We start from the raw sequence: 15,506 nt of genomic DNA on the forward strand, positions 1-15,506 counted from the left end.
GTCACGGCCGGTCCCCGCGGAGTTCCGGGAGCCGTGCCTGTGGGTCGGCCAGGACGCCCCGCAGCGTCCGGCCGAAGTCGTCCACCAGCCGCCGCACGGTCGACTCGATGAACACATCCGTGCTGAACTCGACCGCGCAGGCCAGGGCGTCGCCCCGGCGGATGACGGCGACGTCCAGGTCGAACTTGGCCGTGCCGGTGTCCACGTCGATCACCTCGGCGGTGAGCCCCGGGAGCTCCGGAGCCGCCCCGGTGGTGTCGTCGACGGAGAAGACGACGTCGATCAGCGGTGTGCGGCCCAGCGAACGGCTCGGCAGGAGTTTTTCCACGAGCCGGTCGAACGGCACCTCACGGTGGGCGTACGCGGCCAGCGCGGTCTCCCGGGTGCGCTCCAGCAGCTCGGCGAAGGACGGGGCGCCCGACAGATCGGCCCGCAGGACCAGCGTGTTGACGAAGAAACCGATCAGTGGGGTCAGTTCGGGGCGTGACCGCAGGGACACCGGTGTGCCGACGCCGAAGTCCTCCTGGCCGCTGAGCCGGCCGAGGGTGATCTGCAGGGCGGCGAGCAGCACCATGAACGTGGTGACGCCATGGGCCTGGGCCAGTGCGGCCAGCCGCCGGGAGTCCGCCGGGTCGAGCAGGTCGGCCCGGTACCGGCTGCCCGCCCCGCTGCGCACCCGGGGGCGCGGCCGGTCGGTGGGCAGCTCCAGGACGGGCAGGTCCGCAAGCCGGCCGCGCCAGTGGTCCAGGTCCAGCCGCTCGACGGCCGCGGTGCGCCGTCGCTGCCAGAGGGCGTAGTCCGCGTACTGGACGGGCAGTGCCTCCAGGGTGCCCGGCTGCCCGGCGGACTGCTTGCCGTACAGGTGTTTCACCTCGGCGAACAGCAGGCGGAAGGACTCGGCGTCGGCCGCCGCGTGGTGCAGCACCAGCGAAAGCAGATGCTCCTCGGGTCCGACGCGCAGCAGCTCGGCGCGGATCAGCGGGGCGCGGTCCAGCCGGATCGGTTCCCGGGCCGCCGCGACCGCCGCCGCCTCGGCCCGCGTCCTGGCCTCGGCGGCGGGCAGCCGGGACAGATCGGTCTCGGACATCTCGAAGACCGCGGCGGACTCCGCCACCTGCACCGGCCGGCGGTCCTCGCCCAGGACGAGCCGGGAGCGCAGCACCTCGTGACGGGTCACCACCTCGCGCAGCGCCGAGCGCAGGGCGCGGGTGTCGAGGCGACCGTGCAGCCACAGGTTCATCGGCACGTTGTAGTCCGCGCCGCCCGGGCGCAGCTGGTCGAGGAACCACAGGCGCTGCTGGTCCACCGACAAGGGTGCCGGTTCCCCGGCCGGCCGGGGAACCACCGGTGCGATCCCGCCGTCGGCCGGGGCGGGGGCCGTCGCCAGGGCCGACGCCAGTTCGGTGATGCGCCGGTGCTCGAAGAACGTGCGCAGCGTGAGGTCGGCTCCCAGCGCCGTCCGCAGCCGTGCGACGACCTGCGCGGCCTGGTAGGAGTTCCCGCCCACCGTGAAGAAGTCGTCGTCGACGCCGAAGTCGTCGCGACCGAGCACCTCGGCCCACACGGCGTGCACCGCCCTCTCCGGCTCGGTGCGGGGTGACCGGCCGGCCCGGTCGGAACGGGACCGGCGTGGCTCGGGCAGCCGGGTCCGGTCCACCTTGCCGTTGGCCGACAACGGCAGCTCGTCCACGGGCATGACCGTCGCCGGCACCATGAAGTCGGGCAGCTGCAGGCGTGCGTGCCGGACCACGTCGTCGAGGTCGACGGCGTCCGCCGCGGCGACGACGTACGCCGTCAGCTCCGCCGCCGGACCGCGCCCGTGCCGCAGCACATGGGCGTCCCGTACCGCGGGGTGCCGGCGCAGCGCCGTGGCGACCTCCTCGGGTTCGATCCGGTAGCCGCGGATCTTGACCTGTTCGTCGTCGCGGCCGAGGAAGTCGACGCTGCCGTCGGGCAGTCGGCGCACGATGTCCCCGGTGCGGTAGACCCGCTGCCCGGCAGGGCCGAACGGGTCCGGGACGAAGCGGTCCGCCGTCATGCCCGGGGCGCCGAGGTAGCCGCGAGCGAGGCCACGCCCGCCGATCCACAGCTCGCCGGGCACGCCGACGGGCAGCAGTTCGTCGTTCACACCGACGACGTACAGGCGCGTGTCGCCGATCGGGCGGCCGAGCGGGACCGAGACGGCGTCCTCGGCCGGCAGGGACGCGATGTGGTGCAGGGTGGCGTTGGTCGTGGACTCGGTGGGGCCGTAGCAGTTCAGTAGCCGCAGACCTGGCAGCGCCTGCAACAGCCGCCGCAGGTGCGGTACGGACGGGGCTTGGCCGCCGATGCCCAACTGCCTTACTCCCGTGAACAGATACGGGTCGGTGTCGATGATCAGCTGTGCGAGTGCTGCGGTCAGCCACACCACCGTCACCCGGTGGCGACGGACGGCGGCACCGAACTCGGCCGGGTCGATGGGCCGTTCATCGGGCACCGCGATGCGCGCGCCGTGCGCCAGCGGCAGCCAGATGTCCAGGTTGGACGCGTCGAAGTTGGTCGGCTGTGCCATCAGGAACGTGTCGCCCGGGCCGACGGGTGACTGGTCGCAGCCCAGCACCAGACGCACCAGCGCGTGATGCGGAACAGCGACGCCCTTGGGCCGCCCGGTCGAGCCGGACGTGTACATGACGTACGCGAGGTGGTCGGGGTCGGCGCCGGCCGGATTGTGCGTCGGCCGGGAGTCGATGAGGGCACGGTCGTCGTACAGGTCCACGAGGTGCGCGAGGCCCGGGGGCAGCTTCTCCCGTGCGGCCCCGTGGCTCACGGCGATGTCCGCTCCACAGTCGGCGAGCAGCTGACGCATGCGTTCGGCGGGGTGCCCGGGGTCGAGCGGCAGATAGGCTCCGCCGGCCTTCAGCACCCCGAGCATGGCGACGACCAGGTCCGCGCTCGGCGGCAGGCAGAGGGCCACGACCACGTCCGGGCCGACGCCGAGGCCGGTCAGGTGGTGGGCGAGCCGGTTGGCGGCCGTGTTCAGCTCCGCGTAGGTCAGCTCTCCGGCGGGACCGCTCAGAGCCACCGCCGCACCCGACGACGCGGCCCGCCGCTCCACGACCGCGGTGATGGTGTCCACGGGAGTCGAGACGGTCTTGTTGAAGGTCCCGAGCAGGTCCAGCCGCTCGGCCGGAGCCAGCATGCCGAGCTCGGACAGCCGCCGCTCGGGCGCCTCGAGGGCCGAGGTCAGGAGGTTCTGGTAGTGCCCGGCCATCCGGACCACCGTCTCGCGGTCGAACAGGTCGGCGCTGTAGTTGATGCGTCCGGTGAGCCGCCCCTGCCGGCCGATACGCAGCTCCAGCACCAGGTCGAAGGCGGCCGTCCGCTCCTCCACCGGGATCTTCGTCGCGTCCGCACCGTCCAGCGACAGCCGGTCCTCGGGGGCGTCGATGACCTGGAAGAGCACCTGCACCAGCGGGTTGAGTCCGGCGTCCCGGGCGACGCCCAGGCTGCTCACCAGTTCCTCGAACGGCACCTCGGAGTGGTCAGCCGCCTCCAGCGTGGTCTCGGTCACCTGCCGGAGCAGCTCCGTGAACGCCGGGTCGCCGGAGCAGTCGGCACGCAGCGGAACCGTGTTGACCAGAAAGCCGACGAGGTCCTCGACCTCGCGGAGCCCGCGGTTGGCGAACGGCGTGCCGACGACCACGTCCTTGTCGCGCCCGTAGCGGGACAGCAGGGCGAAGAAGGCGGCCAGCAGCGTCATGAACGACGTGACGCCCTTGCGGCCGGTGAACGCGGTGAGCGCGGCCCCGGTTCCGGCGGGCAGGTCGAAGTAGAGGGTGCCACCCCGGCCGGTGGGGTGCGCCGGGCGGGTCCGGTCCGTCGGCAGCTCCGGCTGCGCAGGCGCACCGGTGAGCCGTTCCCGCCAGTAGGCCAGGCTGTCCCGGTGCGCCTCGCCGTCGAGGGCTGCGCGCTGCCGGCGCGCGTAGTCGCGGAACCGCAGCCGCACCGGCGGCAGGTCGCAGGGCAGTCCACGGCGGAAGGAGCCGTAGAGCTCGCTGAGTTCCGAGAAGAGCACTTCGGTGGCGCGTCCGTCGGCGACCATGTGGTGGACGACCCAGGCGAGGACGTGTTCGCGGGGACCGCGGCGGACCAGCGTGGCCCGGATCAGCGGGCCGGTGGACAGGTCGAACGGCCGCGCCGCCTCGGCGGCGAGCAGCGCGTCGAGATCCTCCTCCGGCACGTCCGTCAGGTCGCGCACCGCCAGCTCCGCCGTCGGCTGCGGATCCACCACCTGGCGGGGAACGCCGTCGGTGGCCACATAGCGGGTGCGCAGGATCTCATGGCGTACGACGAGCTCGTGCAGGGCGCGGCGCAGCGCGTCGCCATCGAGTTCCCCGTGCAGCCGGAACACCTCGATGACGTTGTACGTCGGGTCCCCCGGCCGCAACTGGTCGAGGAACCACAGCCGGTGCTGCGCCGAGGACAGCGGCGCGCCGCTCTCGTCGTCCAGGGGCGCCGGGGAAGCGGAAGGGGGCGGTGCGATGCCGCTCGTGGCGTCGTTCCCGGCCTGGCGATGGCGCTCGATCGCCGCTGCGAGTGCCTCCGGGGTGGAGTTGCGGAAGAACCGGCTCATCGGGATCTCCACCCCGAATGTCTCGCGCACCCAGGACAGCAGCCGGATCGCCCGGATGCTGTCGCCTCCCGTCGCGAAGAAGTTCGTGTCGCCGGTGACTGACGCGCCGGGCAGCAGGGCGGCATAGCCCTGCTGGGCGATCCGCAGCACGAGGTCCGTCGTCCCCTCCGCGAATCCGCCGGGCCCGGCCGCGGGCTCGGGGCGCAGTGCCGGGGCGGAGGCGCAGCCGCTGGGGTGGTGGGCCGCCAGCGCGGCCAGGTCGACCTTGCCCGAGGCAGTGATCGGAATCCGCTCCACTTCGACCAGCAGCGGCGGCACCATGTACGCGGGCAGCCGGTCGGCGAGGCGGCGGCGGATGCGGTCCGGGTCCGGCCGGTGCCCCGCCGCGGGCACGAGATACCCGACGAGCGTGGAGTCGACGTCGGCGACGACGGCGGCTGAGACCTCGGCCGTCCCGGTGAGCGCCGCTTCGATCTCGCCCAGTTCGACGCGCTGTCCGCGGACCTTGACCTGCCGGTCCCGGCGGCCGAGAAAGACGATGTCATCCTCCGCCGACCATCGGGCGAGGTCACCGGTGCGGTACATACGGCCGCCCGGCCGGAACGGATCGGGGATGAATCGCTCCGCCGTGCGGCCGGCCTGACCCAGATAGCCGCGCGCCACTCCGGCGCCGCCGACGAACAGTTCGCCCACTGCGCCGGGGGGCACGGGACGCAGCTCGTCGTCGAGGATGTACGCCTGGTGGTTGTCGACCGGGAGACCGATCGGCGGCGAAGAGCGCCAGCGGCCGGTGCACTCCTTGTAGATGACGCCGATCGTGGTCTCGGTCGTCCCGTATCCGTTGACGAACCGGTGGTCACGGGACCAGCGCGTGGTGAGCCGCCCGGAGAACGGCTCACCGCCGACCGAGACCAGCCTCAGCGACGGCACGCTGTCCGGGTCCAGCAGTTCCAGCAGGGCCGGCGGCAGTTCGGCGACCGTGATCCCGCCTTCGGTGAGCGCACGGGTCAGCCCCTCGACCGAACGCCGGTCGTCGTCGCCGATCATGTGCAGCGAGGAGCCGCTGAGCAGGGCGCAGAAGATCTCGAACACCGATACGTCGAAGCCGGGCGACGCGTACTGCAGCATGCGGTCCTCGGCGGTCAGCTCGAAGAGCCGCTGCAGGGATTCGACGAAGTTGACCGCACTGTCGTGCTCGACGAGCACCGCCCGGGGTGCACCGGTGCTGCCCGAGGTGTACATGGCGTAGGCGAGCTGCCGCGGATCGGTGGACGCGGGGGCGACCGGCGCGGCATCGGCGTCCGCGTCGGCGTCGTGCGCGTCCAGGTCGACGACCGACCAGTCGCCGGCCGGAACCCGGTCGCGGAGCGCGGCATCGGTGACGACCACCGCGACGCCCGCGTCGCGCAGCAGTGTGGTCAGCCGGCCCGGCGGTACGGAGGGATCGACCGGGAGCCAGGCGGCGCCGGCGTGGAGAGCGCCGAGGCAGGCGAGCACCCATCGTTTGTCGTCACGGGTCACGTAGACCGCGACCAGGTCCTCGGGCGCGAGGCCGGCGGCCGTGATCAGCCGGTGGCCGACCCGGGCGGCCTCCCGGGCGGTCTGGTCGTAGGTCAGGCTTCCCGCCGCGTCCACCAGCGCGATCCGGTCGGCGAAGCGCCGCCGGGCGTGGTCGAAGGCGGCGGTGAGTGTGGAGGGGCGGCGCGAGCGCGCGGTGCGGTTGGGCTCCTCGGTCACCGCGCGAAGTTCGGCGTCGGGCAGGGTGTGCCGTGCGGACAACGGAGCGTCCGGCGTGGTGAGCGCGGTCTCCAGCAACTCCTCCGCACCCCGGAGGACCCCCTCGACGAGTCGCGTCTCGTGGCGGTCGGGGTCGTGGGCGGCGGTGAGGGTGCCGGCCGCAGAGAGTCTGAAGTGGACGTCCGCGGCGTCGGGGGCGTCCGCGCGGCCGACCCGGGCGGCGTCGTCCGGCTCCGCCTCCAACAGGATCGGCGGCGCGGTGCGGGCCGCCGGCCGGCTGCCCGCCGTCCGGGCCTCGGCGAGCGCGCGGTCGGCGACCCGGACCAGATCGGGCAGCGACCGGCCCGGATCCACGGTGAGCGACAGCTGCCGGACGCGGCCCCTGTCGTCCCGGACGGCGACCAGCAGATCCGGTTCCGCGCAGTACCGGGCGACGGAGGCGAGCACCGCAGCGGCCAGGACCGTGCCGGCCGGCGCGCCGGTGTGCGCCACGCAGTCGTGCAGGGCCTTGACCGCCACCTCACCGAGGCGACGGACGACCCGTCGGCGTTCGGGCGGTGGGGTGGGTCCGGTGGCGACTGCGCGAGGCAGCGCTGTGGGAAGCGCCTGCGGCCCGGGGGGCGTCCGGGGCGGGCCGGACCGGGCGGCGACCTCACCGATCCGTTCCAGGAATCTGGCGCGCCGTTCTTCGAGGGTGATCTCCGGTTGCATCTGGCCACTTCCTTCGCGCAGGGTTCAGCGCGGGTTCACGCATGGCGCGGCGCGAACCCCACGAAAGCCTGACGGTGCTCAGCCGGTGACAGTGCCCGAGTCGACGGATTTGGCGGTGGACTCGTCGATGACCGACGCGAGTTCACGGACCGTCGAGTGCTCGAAGATGAGCGAGAGGGGGAACTCGACGCCCCACACGTCCCGCAACCTGTAAGTGACCAGCGTGGCAAACATGGAGTGGCCGCCGACGGCGAAAAAGTTGTCGTCCGGTCCGAAGTGATCGTGCTGCAGAACCTCGGACCAGATATCCGCCACGCGAGACTCGGTCGGGGTCAGCTCGTTCGTTTCGGCGTTCAGCAAGACGTTCTCCCCCATGAGTTGACCGGTGTCGAATCTCGACAGCAGGTGCTGAAGATCGGCATCGGAGGCACATCGTACGTCACGAAGTCGCAACGCGCGGGAACACACTAGCGAATTCCGCGGGCTCGGGAACGAAGACCTGATCGGACCCTCCTGCGGTACATCGGTTTTCGGCCAACTATCCTGCCCATGAAGAGACTTGACCGGAACGAGCCGGTGTGCATAGCCTCAAGCAGGCGTTCGGCTTAACGGGGGGAAGGGGCAACCGGTGGCTGGTTTTAGCGTACCCGAATTCGGGTGACTTCCCCGCACCTCATCTGGAGCATCACTCGAGAGCCACCCCCCTTTCCGAGAGGTTTCCCTGTGCTTCGCGTTGCTTTCGTCAACATGCCTTTCGCCGACTGGAACCGTCCGTCGTTCGCGCTGAGCCAACTCGCCGGCCTGATCGGCAAGGAATACACGGAACGGGCCACCGCCGAGGTGCACTACCTCAATGTCGATTTCGCCAAGTATTTCGGCGTCGACACCTACGAGGCGATATCCGGCGACATGACGCACCTCTACAGCGGCGTGGGAGAGTGGCTCTTCCGGCACATCGCTTTCCCGGACGAGCCCGACAACTCCGAGAGCTACTTCGGCCGGTTCTACCGCGAGCCCGCATGGGAATCCTTCCGGGAGGACCTCAAACAGCGACGCGAGGGCATCGAAGCGTTCCTGGCCGGGCTCATCGACCGCTACGACCTTGCTTCCGCGGACGTCGTCGGACTCACCACGATGTTCGCGCAGACCGTGCCGGCCATCGCCCTCGCAAAGATGATTAAGGACCGGAACCCCGAGGCGGTGATCCTGCTCGGCGGGTCGAACGTCGAGACCACCATGGGTGCCGTCCTGGCGGCCGAAGTGCCGTGCCTGGACTACGTCTTCTCGGGGCCCAGCCTGGTGAGCTTCGGGCAGTTCCTCGACCACCTGCTGGCCGGCCGGAAAACCGACATGCCCCAGATCCAGGGCGTCATCAGCCGCGCGAACTGCATGCTCCCGCAGGTCCGCATGGGCGTCGGCCGGGACCGGGACATCAACGACTACGTACCACTCGACTACGACGGCTTCGTCGCCGCCATGCGGAACGCCGAGGAGGTCGTGGCAGAGGGGAAGCTCGAACCCACGCTGTTCTTCGAAACCTCGCGAGGCTGCTGGTGGGGTGCGCGCAGCCACTGCACGTTCTGCGGACTGAACGACGAGACCATCGGATTCCGGCAGATGGACCCCGATCTGGCGGTGCGCCAGTTCGAGTGGCTCTTCTCGTTCCACCCGGAGTTCAAGAACTACATGTGCACCGACTACATCCTGCCGCGCAACTACCCGACCGAGGTCTTCCCGAGGATCGACGCCCCGGACGACGCGTCCGTCTTCTACGAGATCAAGGTTCCGGTCAGCGTGCCCCACATGCAGGCGCTCGCCAAGGCCCGGGTGAACCGGGTGCAGGCAGGCATCGAGGCCGTCAACAGCCAGATGCTGAAGCAGCTGGGCAAGGGCACCACGGCCTTCCAGAGTCTGCAGTTCATGAAGCTCTGCCTGCAGTACGGGGTCCATCCGGAATGGAACCTGCTGGTCGGCGCACCCCAGGAGCCCGAGGAGATGTACTCCAAATACGAGCGGGACTTCCCCGCCCTGGTGCACCTCACGCCGCCGACCGGAGCCTTCTTCATCCGCTTCGACCGCTTCAGCCCCTACTTCAACCAGCGGCTCGACTACGGCCTCGACCTGCGCCCGATGGACTTCTACCCGCTGGTCTTTCCCTTCGAGCCGCAGCAACTGGATCAGCTGGCCTACTTCTTCTCCGACCACGGCCCCGCCCCGTACGCCGTGACGGCGCTGAAGTGGTACCCCACCCTCCAGCGTGTGGTGGCCGACTGGCAGGCCCGCTGGGATGGCGCCGAGCGCCCCCGGCTGGCGCTCGTGCAGGACGGTGACAAGACCTTCATCGAGGACACCCGCCTCGGCACGGCGCAGCGGATTCCCGTCGACGCGCACATGATGTCCCTGCTGCGGGCGCTGAACGCGCCCAGGCGTTTGGACCAGCTGACCACGCCGGACGGGATGTCGGAAACCGAACTGAGCGAGATGCTTGACCTGCTGCGGCGCCACCGCATCCTGTTCGAGGAGGACGGGCGGTTCCTCAGCCTGGTCACGGGTGTGGAAGCCGCCTCATAGCCGGGGATCCGGTGTGAAGAGAAGTCCTGAGGACACATGGAGCGAGGGTGGCGGAAGTGAACAGCACGGGCGGGCCGGAGCGCGCCGTACCGAGGGCCGACGTCGCGTCGCCGGCTCCGACACCGGTGGGCGACGAGACCTGGCCCCACTTCGGCCGCCTCTGGCTGGCCAGCGCCGTCTCCGCACTGGGGGACGGTGTACGCAACGCGGCGTTACCCCTGCTGGCCTTCTCGTTCACCGACAACCCGGTGCTCTTGTCGCTGACCACCATCGTGACCGCCCTCGGGATGATGATGGCGCCGATCGGCGGGGTGTGGGCGGACATCTTCGACCGGCGGGCCCTGCTCATCGCGATCGATGTGTGCCGGTTCGCCGTCGTCGGGCTGATCGCCCTTGGCGTCCTGACCGACACGCTCAGTCTCGTCTTCGTGTACATCGCGGCGGCGGTGCTCGGCATGGGCGAGTCCGTCTTCCTGGTCACGGCCCAGGCCTTCCTGCCGAAGGTCGTGCCGGCAGAGCGGATGACGACGGCCAACGGCCGGCTGCACGCGGTGCAGGTGGTGCTGCGTGACAGCATCGGGCAGCCGCTGGGCGGTGTGCTGTTCGCCCTCACCGCTGCGGCTCCCTTCCTCCTCGACGGCGCCTCGTTCCTGCTCGGGGTGATGCTGCTGCTGTTCCCGTTCCTTCGGACGCTGCGGACCGATCCGAGCGGGCCGCGGACCGGCTGGTGGCCGATGGTCCGCGAGGGCCTCAGCTACCTGCGCGCGGACCCCCTGCTGATGCGGCTGGCCCTGGTGCTCGGCACGCTGAACTTCTTCACCATGAGCCTCGGCGTCCTCATGGTCCTCTACGTCGTCCAGTGGCTGCACCTGCCGGAGAGTGCGTACGGATTCTTCCTCGCCGCCAACGCGCTCGGCGGGGTCGTCGGCGGGCTGGGCAGCGACTGGGTGCGGCGGAGAATCGGCGTCCTCCCCGGCGCCGTGGCCGCTCTCGCCATCATGGGCGTCTCCTGCCTGCTCCTCGGCGGCACCCGCGTGTCCATCGTCGCCGCCGTCGCGTTCGCAGCCGTCGGATTCGGCATCGCCACCTGGCAGACACTGATCACCGCGTTCCGGCAGACCACCATCCCGACGGACATCCTGGGCCGCGTGAACGGGGCGTTCCGTCTGCTGTCGGTGTGCGTCTCGCCGTTCGGCGCGATCACCGCCGGCGTCGTCGCCAAGTACACGGAGGTCAACGTCCCGATCCTGGTGTCGGGAGTCGGCATCCTCGCCCTCACGGCGATCAGCGGCGGGCCCCTGCTGCGCATGGGTGCGGAACAGCCGGCGGCCCCACGCCCCCGTCCTCGGTCAGCTCCCCGCAGATGACCTTCGCCTCCGTAAGACCGACAGGACGCAGCGGTCAGCGCTGAACGACGCTCGCCTATCGCCCGCGGCCTGGGCGGCGTCCCCTCGACATGGTGGCCGCACGCATAGCCGACCCTCGAACTATGTCGCCCCACCACATGTGCGTCTGACCTGCGTGTTTCTACGGTGTGCCGACACCCACACGTTCCCACGCACACGAGGAAGTGGCGCACATGGCCTCCGCAGCATCCGCTCCCCTACCCCCCGCCAGCCTCAAGCGCATCGTCGCCGCGTCCCTCATCGGGACCACCATCGAGTGGTACGACTTCTTCCTCTACGGCTCCGCCGCCGCCCTCGTCTTCAACAAGCTGTTCTTCCCGGACTCGGATCCGCTCGTCGGGACGCTCCTGTCGTTCCTGACCTACGCCGTCGGGTTCGCCGCGCGGCCCCTTGGAGCGCTCGTCTTCGGGCACTACGGGGACCGGCTCGGGCGCAAGAAACTCCTGGTGCTGAGCCTGCTGTTGATGGGTGGGGCGACCTTCGCGATCGGGCTGCTGCCGACCCATGCGACCGTCGGGGCCGCCGCGCCGGTGCTGCTGACCACGCTGCGGCTGATCCAGGGCTTCGCGCTCGGCGGCGAGTGGGGCGGGGCCGTTCTCCTGGTGTCCGAGCACGGAGACGCGCGGCGGCGCGGGTTCTGGGCATCCTGGCCCCAGACCGGCGCGCCCGCGGGGCAGTTGCTCGCCACCGGCGTGCTCTCCCTGCTGACCGCCGTGCTCTCGGACGCAGCGTTCGCGTCCTGGGGCTGGCGGATCCCCTTCCTGCTCTCCGGGGTGCTCGTGATCGTCGGCCTGTGGATCCGGCTGTCCGTCGACGAATCGCCGGTGTTCCGGCGGGCGCTGGCTCAGGCCGAGGCTCGCAGGGCGGCGCGGACGGCGGACGCCGAGCAGCTGCCGCTGGTGTCCGTGCTGCGGTACCACTGGCGTGACGTGCTGGTGGCGATGGGCGCGCGCATGGCGGAGAACATCTCCTACTACGTCATCACCGCGTTCATCCTCGTGTACGCGACCACCTCGGCCGGCGTCTCCAAGCAGACCGCGCTCAACGCCGTGCTCGTGGCGTCCGCCGTGCACTTCGCGGTGATCCCCGCCTGGGGCGCACTGTCCGACCGGATCGGGCGACGGCCCGTGTACCTGTTCGGGGCGGTCGGCATCGGGCTCTGGATGTTCCCCTTCTTCTCGCTCGTCGACACGGGCGACTTCGGCAGCCTCGTGCTCGCCGTGACCGTGGGCCTGGTCCTGCACGGGGCGATGTACGCGCCCCAGGCCGCGTTCTTCTCCGAGATGTTCGCCACCCGCATGCGGTACTCGGGCGCGTCGATCGGCGCTCAGTTCGCCTCGGTCGCGGCGGGCGCCCCGGCCCCGCTCATCGCCACCGCCCTGCTCGCCGACTACGACAGTTCCACGCCGATCGCCCTGTACGTGATCGCCGCGGCCCTGTTGACGATCGTGGCCGTGGGAGTCGCCAAGGAGACACGGCACCGCGATCTGGCCGACGTCGAGGCCGCCACGGAACAGCAGGCCGAGCAGGCTCCCGCCGCGGACGCGCGCGCCGTCTGATCCCGTCCGACGGGGGCCGGGGCGACGGGAGCGCGGGCGACGAGGGCGGGAGCGCGTGTGTCGGCGGCCTCGGGGCGGATGGCGTCCGTCCGACGGTCAGGGCCGGGGCGGATCCGCCAACCGGTGCAGTCGCAGGGCCAGTTGGATCTCCAGGGCGCGTGCCGGGCTCTGCCAGTCGTCGCCCAGGAGGCGACCGACGCGGTCCAAGCGCTGGGCCACCGTGTTGACGTGGACGTGGAGTGCGTCCTTGGTGCGGGCCGGGCTCATGCCGGAGGCGAAGTACGCTTCGAGGGTGCGCAGCAGGTCGGTGCCGCGCCGTTCGTCGTAGGCGACGACCTTGCCTATGGTGCGGGCCACGAAGCCCGTCACATCCCGCTCGCCGGCCAGCAGGAGTCCGAGAAAGCCGAAGTCCTCGGCGGCGGCCCCGTCACCACGGCGGCCCAGCAGTCTCAGAGCGTCCAGGCACCGGCGGCCCTCCTCGTACCCGGCGACCGCCGCGTCCGGCGCCGCGGCGAGGTCACGCACCGGGCCGGACGCGCCCACCGTGACGGTCTCGTGGACGGCGCCGCCCAGCTGCAGCGCGGTACGGCGGGCCAGTTCCGTCGCACTGTCGCCGGCTTCCAGGGGCAGCAGCAGCACGGTGCCGCCGTCGCGGGCGGCGGCGAGGCCGTGCCGGGTGGCGGCCAGGTGGGAGGCGGCGGCCCACAGGCGGCGGCGGGCGGCCGCCTCGTGGTCGGCGTCGGGCGCGACGGCGTCGAGGCGGGCGGCGAGCACGACGTGGGTCGCGTCGAGGTCCGCGCTCAGCCGTGCGGCGCGTTCGCGCAGCAGGCGCGGGTCGCGGTCGCGGGCGTCGAGCAGGTCGTCGAGGAGTTCGCCGCGCACGCGCTGTTCGGCCTCTGCCGCGGAGCGTCTGGCCAGCAGCAACAACGAGGTCACCATCGCGGCGCGTTCCAGCGTCAGCTGGTCGACCGGATCGAGTCCCGGGTGGCCGTGCAGGACCAGGGCGCCGAGCAGTTCCCCGCCGGCCGCCACGGCCGCGACCCAGTCGTCCCGGTGGCGTACGGCATGGCCCTCCACGCGGGACGCCTCCAGGGCGTCGGCCGGTGCGGTGTCCGTGAACTCCACCGCGCCGTCCAGTACTTGGGACACCGCGGCGGCAACATCGTGGACCCCGCCGCCGCGCAGGACCAGTTCGGCCAGCCGGTCGTGGACGTCGGAGGCGCGCTCGATGACGGCGCTGCGGTCCCGGATGATCTCGTTGGCGCGCTCCAGGCCGGCCAGCGCCGAGCGAGTCTCGGTGAGCAGGTTGGCGGTGTCGATGGCGGCCGCGGCGAGCGCCGCGAAGGAGCCCAGCAGGGCGATCTGCTCCCGTTCGAAGACCCGGGCGCGCCGGTCGGCGGCGAACAGCACCCCGATGACGTTCGGTCCCAGCGTGAGCGGCACGCCGAGGATCGCCACCAGCCCCTCGTCGCGCACGCCCGCGTCGATGGCCGCCGTGTGCCGGAAGCGGTCGTCACGGAAGTAGTCGTCGGTGACGTACGGACGGGCCGTCTGGGCGACCAGTCCGCCGAGCCCCTCCCCCATCCCGAGGCGCAACTGCTGGAAGCGGGCCGCGACGGAGCCTTCGGTGACCCGCATGTAGGTGTCGCCCCTGGCCGGGTCGTTGAGGCTGAGGTAGGCGATGTCGGTGCCGAGCAGGGAGCGGGCCCGCTGCACGATCGCCTGCAGGACGGCGTCCACGTCGCGCAGGCCGGCGAGGTCGTGGGCCGTCTCGAAGAGCGCCGACAGCTCGGCCTCCCGGCGGCGCCGGCCCTCCAGTTCCGCGCGGACCCGCAGCGCGAGCAGCCGGGCGTGTTCGAGTGCCGCGATCCGCTCGTCCGACCGTCCCTCGGCGCGGGCGAGCAGCGCGGGCCGGTCGTAGGCCTCGGCGGCCGCGCCGCGCGCGAGCAGTTCCAGGAACGGCGCGTCGGCGTCGTGGGCTGCGGTGCCGGGGGCCGTGACGGCGCCGTGCAGGTGATCGCGGGACATGTTCACAGGATTCCTCATCACCCGGCCGGCCCGTCAGCCCTGTGGAAGACTCCGCCGGCGTGGTCGGCCGGACCGCTCAGTGCGCCGTCCAGCCGCCGTCCAGGGCCAGTGAGGCTCCCGTGACGAAGGAGGCCCCGGGACCGCACAGGTAGGCGACGGCCTCGGCGACCTCCTCCGGTTCGATGAGCCGTTTGACGGCGCTGTCGCGCAGAAGGATCTCGGCCAGGACGCGTTCCTCGGGGATGCCGTGCGTCCGCGCCTGGTCGGCGAGCTGCCGTTCGACGAGGGGGGTGCGCACATAGGCGGGGTTGACGCAGTTGGAGGTCACGCCGTGCGGCGCGCCTTCGAGAGCGGCGGTCTTGGACAGCCCCTCGAGTCCGTGCTTGGCCGCCACGTACGCCGACTTGTAGGCGGAGGCCCGGAGCCCGTGGACGGACGACACGTTGACGATGCGTCCCCAGCCCTGTCCGTACATGTGGGGCAGGGCGCCGCGGATGAGCCGGAAGGGCGCCTCCAGCATCACGGTGAGCACCGTGTGGAAGACGTCCGGCGGGAAGTCCTCCAAGGGGGCCACCCGCTGCAGTCCGGCGTTGTTGACCAGGACGTCCGTCCCGGCGGCGGCCTGCTCTGCGGCGTCCAGGTCGGTGAGGTCCAGGACGTAGGGCTCGACCGAGCCGGGCAGTCCGACGGCGCTCTCGGTGAGCCTCTCCAGACCGGCCTCGTCCCGGTCGACGGCCCGTACCTTCGCGCCGGCTGCCGCGAGCCGCACCGCGCAGGCGCGTCCGATGCCGCCGGCGGCGCCGGTGACGAGGGCGGTGCGACCTCCGAGGTCGAGCGGGGGTGCGACGGGACCGAGGGCGGCGACCTGGGGCGAAGTCATGC

General features: G+C 71.6%; 7 protein-coding genes. 3 read left to right on the plus strand and 4 right to left on the minus strand.

The genetic code is table 11. From position 1 onward, the window contains the following. Position 1 precedes the first annotated feature (1 nt). Both Sri02f_RS08700 and Sri02f_RS08705 read right to left on the minus strand, forming a co-directional pair. Positions 2-7,060, minus strand: coding sequence for a non-ribosomal peptide synthetase (locus Sri02f_RS08700; RefSeq protein ID WP_109000523.1), 7,059 nt, complete (start codon positions 7,058-7,060; stop codon positions 2-4). A gap of 78 nt (positions 7,061-7,138) precedes the next feature. Further along, positions 7,139-7,435 (minus strand): phosphopantetheine-binding protein, encoded by a 297-nt coding sequence (locus tag Sri02f_RS08705; RefSeq protein WP_109000524.1) that lies wholly within the window; start codon positions 7,433-7,435, stop codon positions 7,139-7,141. 348 nt (positions 7,436-7,783) lie between these two features. Between Sri02f_RS08705 and Sri02f_RS08710 the strand changes: the two genes are divergently transcribed. The 3 genes from Sri02f_RS08710 (at position 7,784) to Sri02f_RS08720 (ending at position 12,596) form a co-directional block, all read left to right on the plus strand. Then, positions 7,784-9,631, plus strand: coding sequence for a RiPP maturation radical SAM C-methyltransferase (locus tag Sri02f_RS08710; protein WP_281261886.1), 1,848 nt, complete (start codon positions 7,784-7,786; stop codon positions 9,629-9,631). A 47-nt stretch (positions 9,632-9,678) separates the two neighbouring features. Further along, positions 9,679-10,998 (plus strand): MFS transporter, encoded by a 1,320-nt coding sequence (locus Sri02f_RS08715; RefSeq protein WP_245970544.1) that lies wholly within the window; start codon positions 9,679-9,681, stop codon positions 10,996-10,998. Positions 10,999-11,210: 212 nt separating this feature from the next. Further along, positions 11,211-12,596, plus strand: coding sequence for an MFS transporter (locus Sri02f_RS08720; protein ID WP_109000526.1), 1,386 nt, complete (start codon positions 11,211-11,213; stop codon positions 12,594-12,596). Positions 12,597-12,692: 96 nt separating this feature from the next. Here the strand turns inward: Sri02f_RS08720 and Sri02f_RS08725 are convergent, their stop codons facing one another. Together Sri02f_RS08725 and Sri02f_RS08730 are read right to left on the minus strand one after the other, a co-directional pair. Next, on the minus strand, positions 12,693-14,624 hold the full coding sequence (locus tag Sri02f_RS08725; RefSeq protein WP_109000527.1) for a helix-turn-helix domain-containing protein: 1,932 nt from the start codon (positions 14,622-14,624) through the stop codon (positions 12,693-12,695). Between the two features lie 76 nt (positions 14,625-14,700). Next, entirely contained in the window at positions 14,701-15,504 is an 804-nt protein-coding gene (locus Sri02f_RS08730) for a 3-hydroxybutyrate dehydrogenase (RefSeq protein ID WP_109000528.1), read from the minus strand. Positions 15,505-15,506 lie beyond the last annotated feature (2 nt).

The organism is Streptomyces rishiriensis (assembly GCF_003112535.1).
Taxonomy (GTDB): Bacteria; Actinomycetota; Actinomycetes; order Streptomycetales; family Streptomycetaceae; genus Streptomyces; species Streptomyces rishiriensis.

Bases quoted from the DNA above. Each gene is read 5' to 3' on its own strand.
- Sri02f_RS08720 (WP_109000526.1), top strand. From the start codon at position 11,211: ATGGCCTCCGCAGCATCCGCTCCCCTACCCCCCGCCAGCCTCAAGCGC.
- Sri02f_RS08725 (WP_109000527.1), bottom strand. From the start codon at position 14,624: ATGTCCCGCGATCACCTGCACGGCGCCGTCACGGCCCCCGGCACCGCA.
- Sri02f_RS08705 (WP_109000524.1), bottom strand. From the start codon at position 7,435: ATGGGGGAGAACGTCTTGCTGAACGCCGAAACGAACGAGCTGACCCCG.
- Sri02f_RS08730 (WP_109000528.1), bottom strand. From the start codon at position 15,504: ATGACTTCGCCCCAGGTCGCCGCCCTCGGTCCCGTCGCACCCCCGCTC.
- Sri02f_RS08700 (WP_109000523.1), bottom strand. From the start codon at position 7,060: ATGCAACCGGAGATCACCCTCGAAGAACGGCGCGCCAGATTCCTGGAA.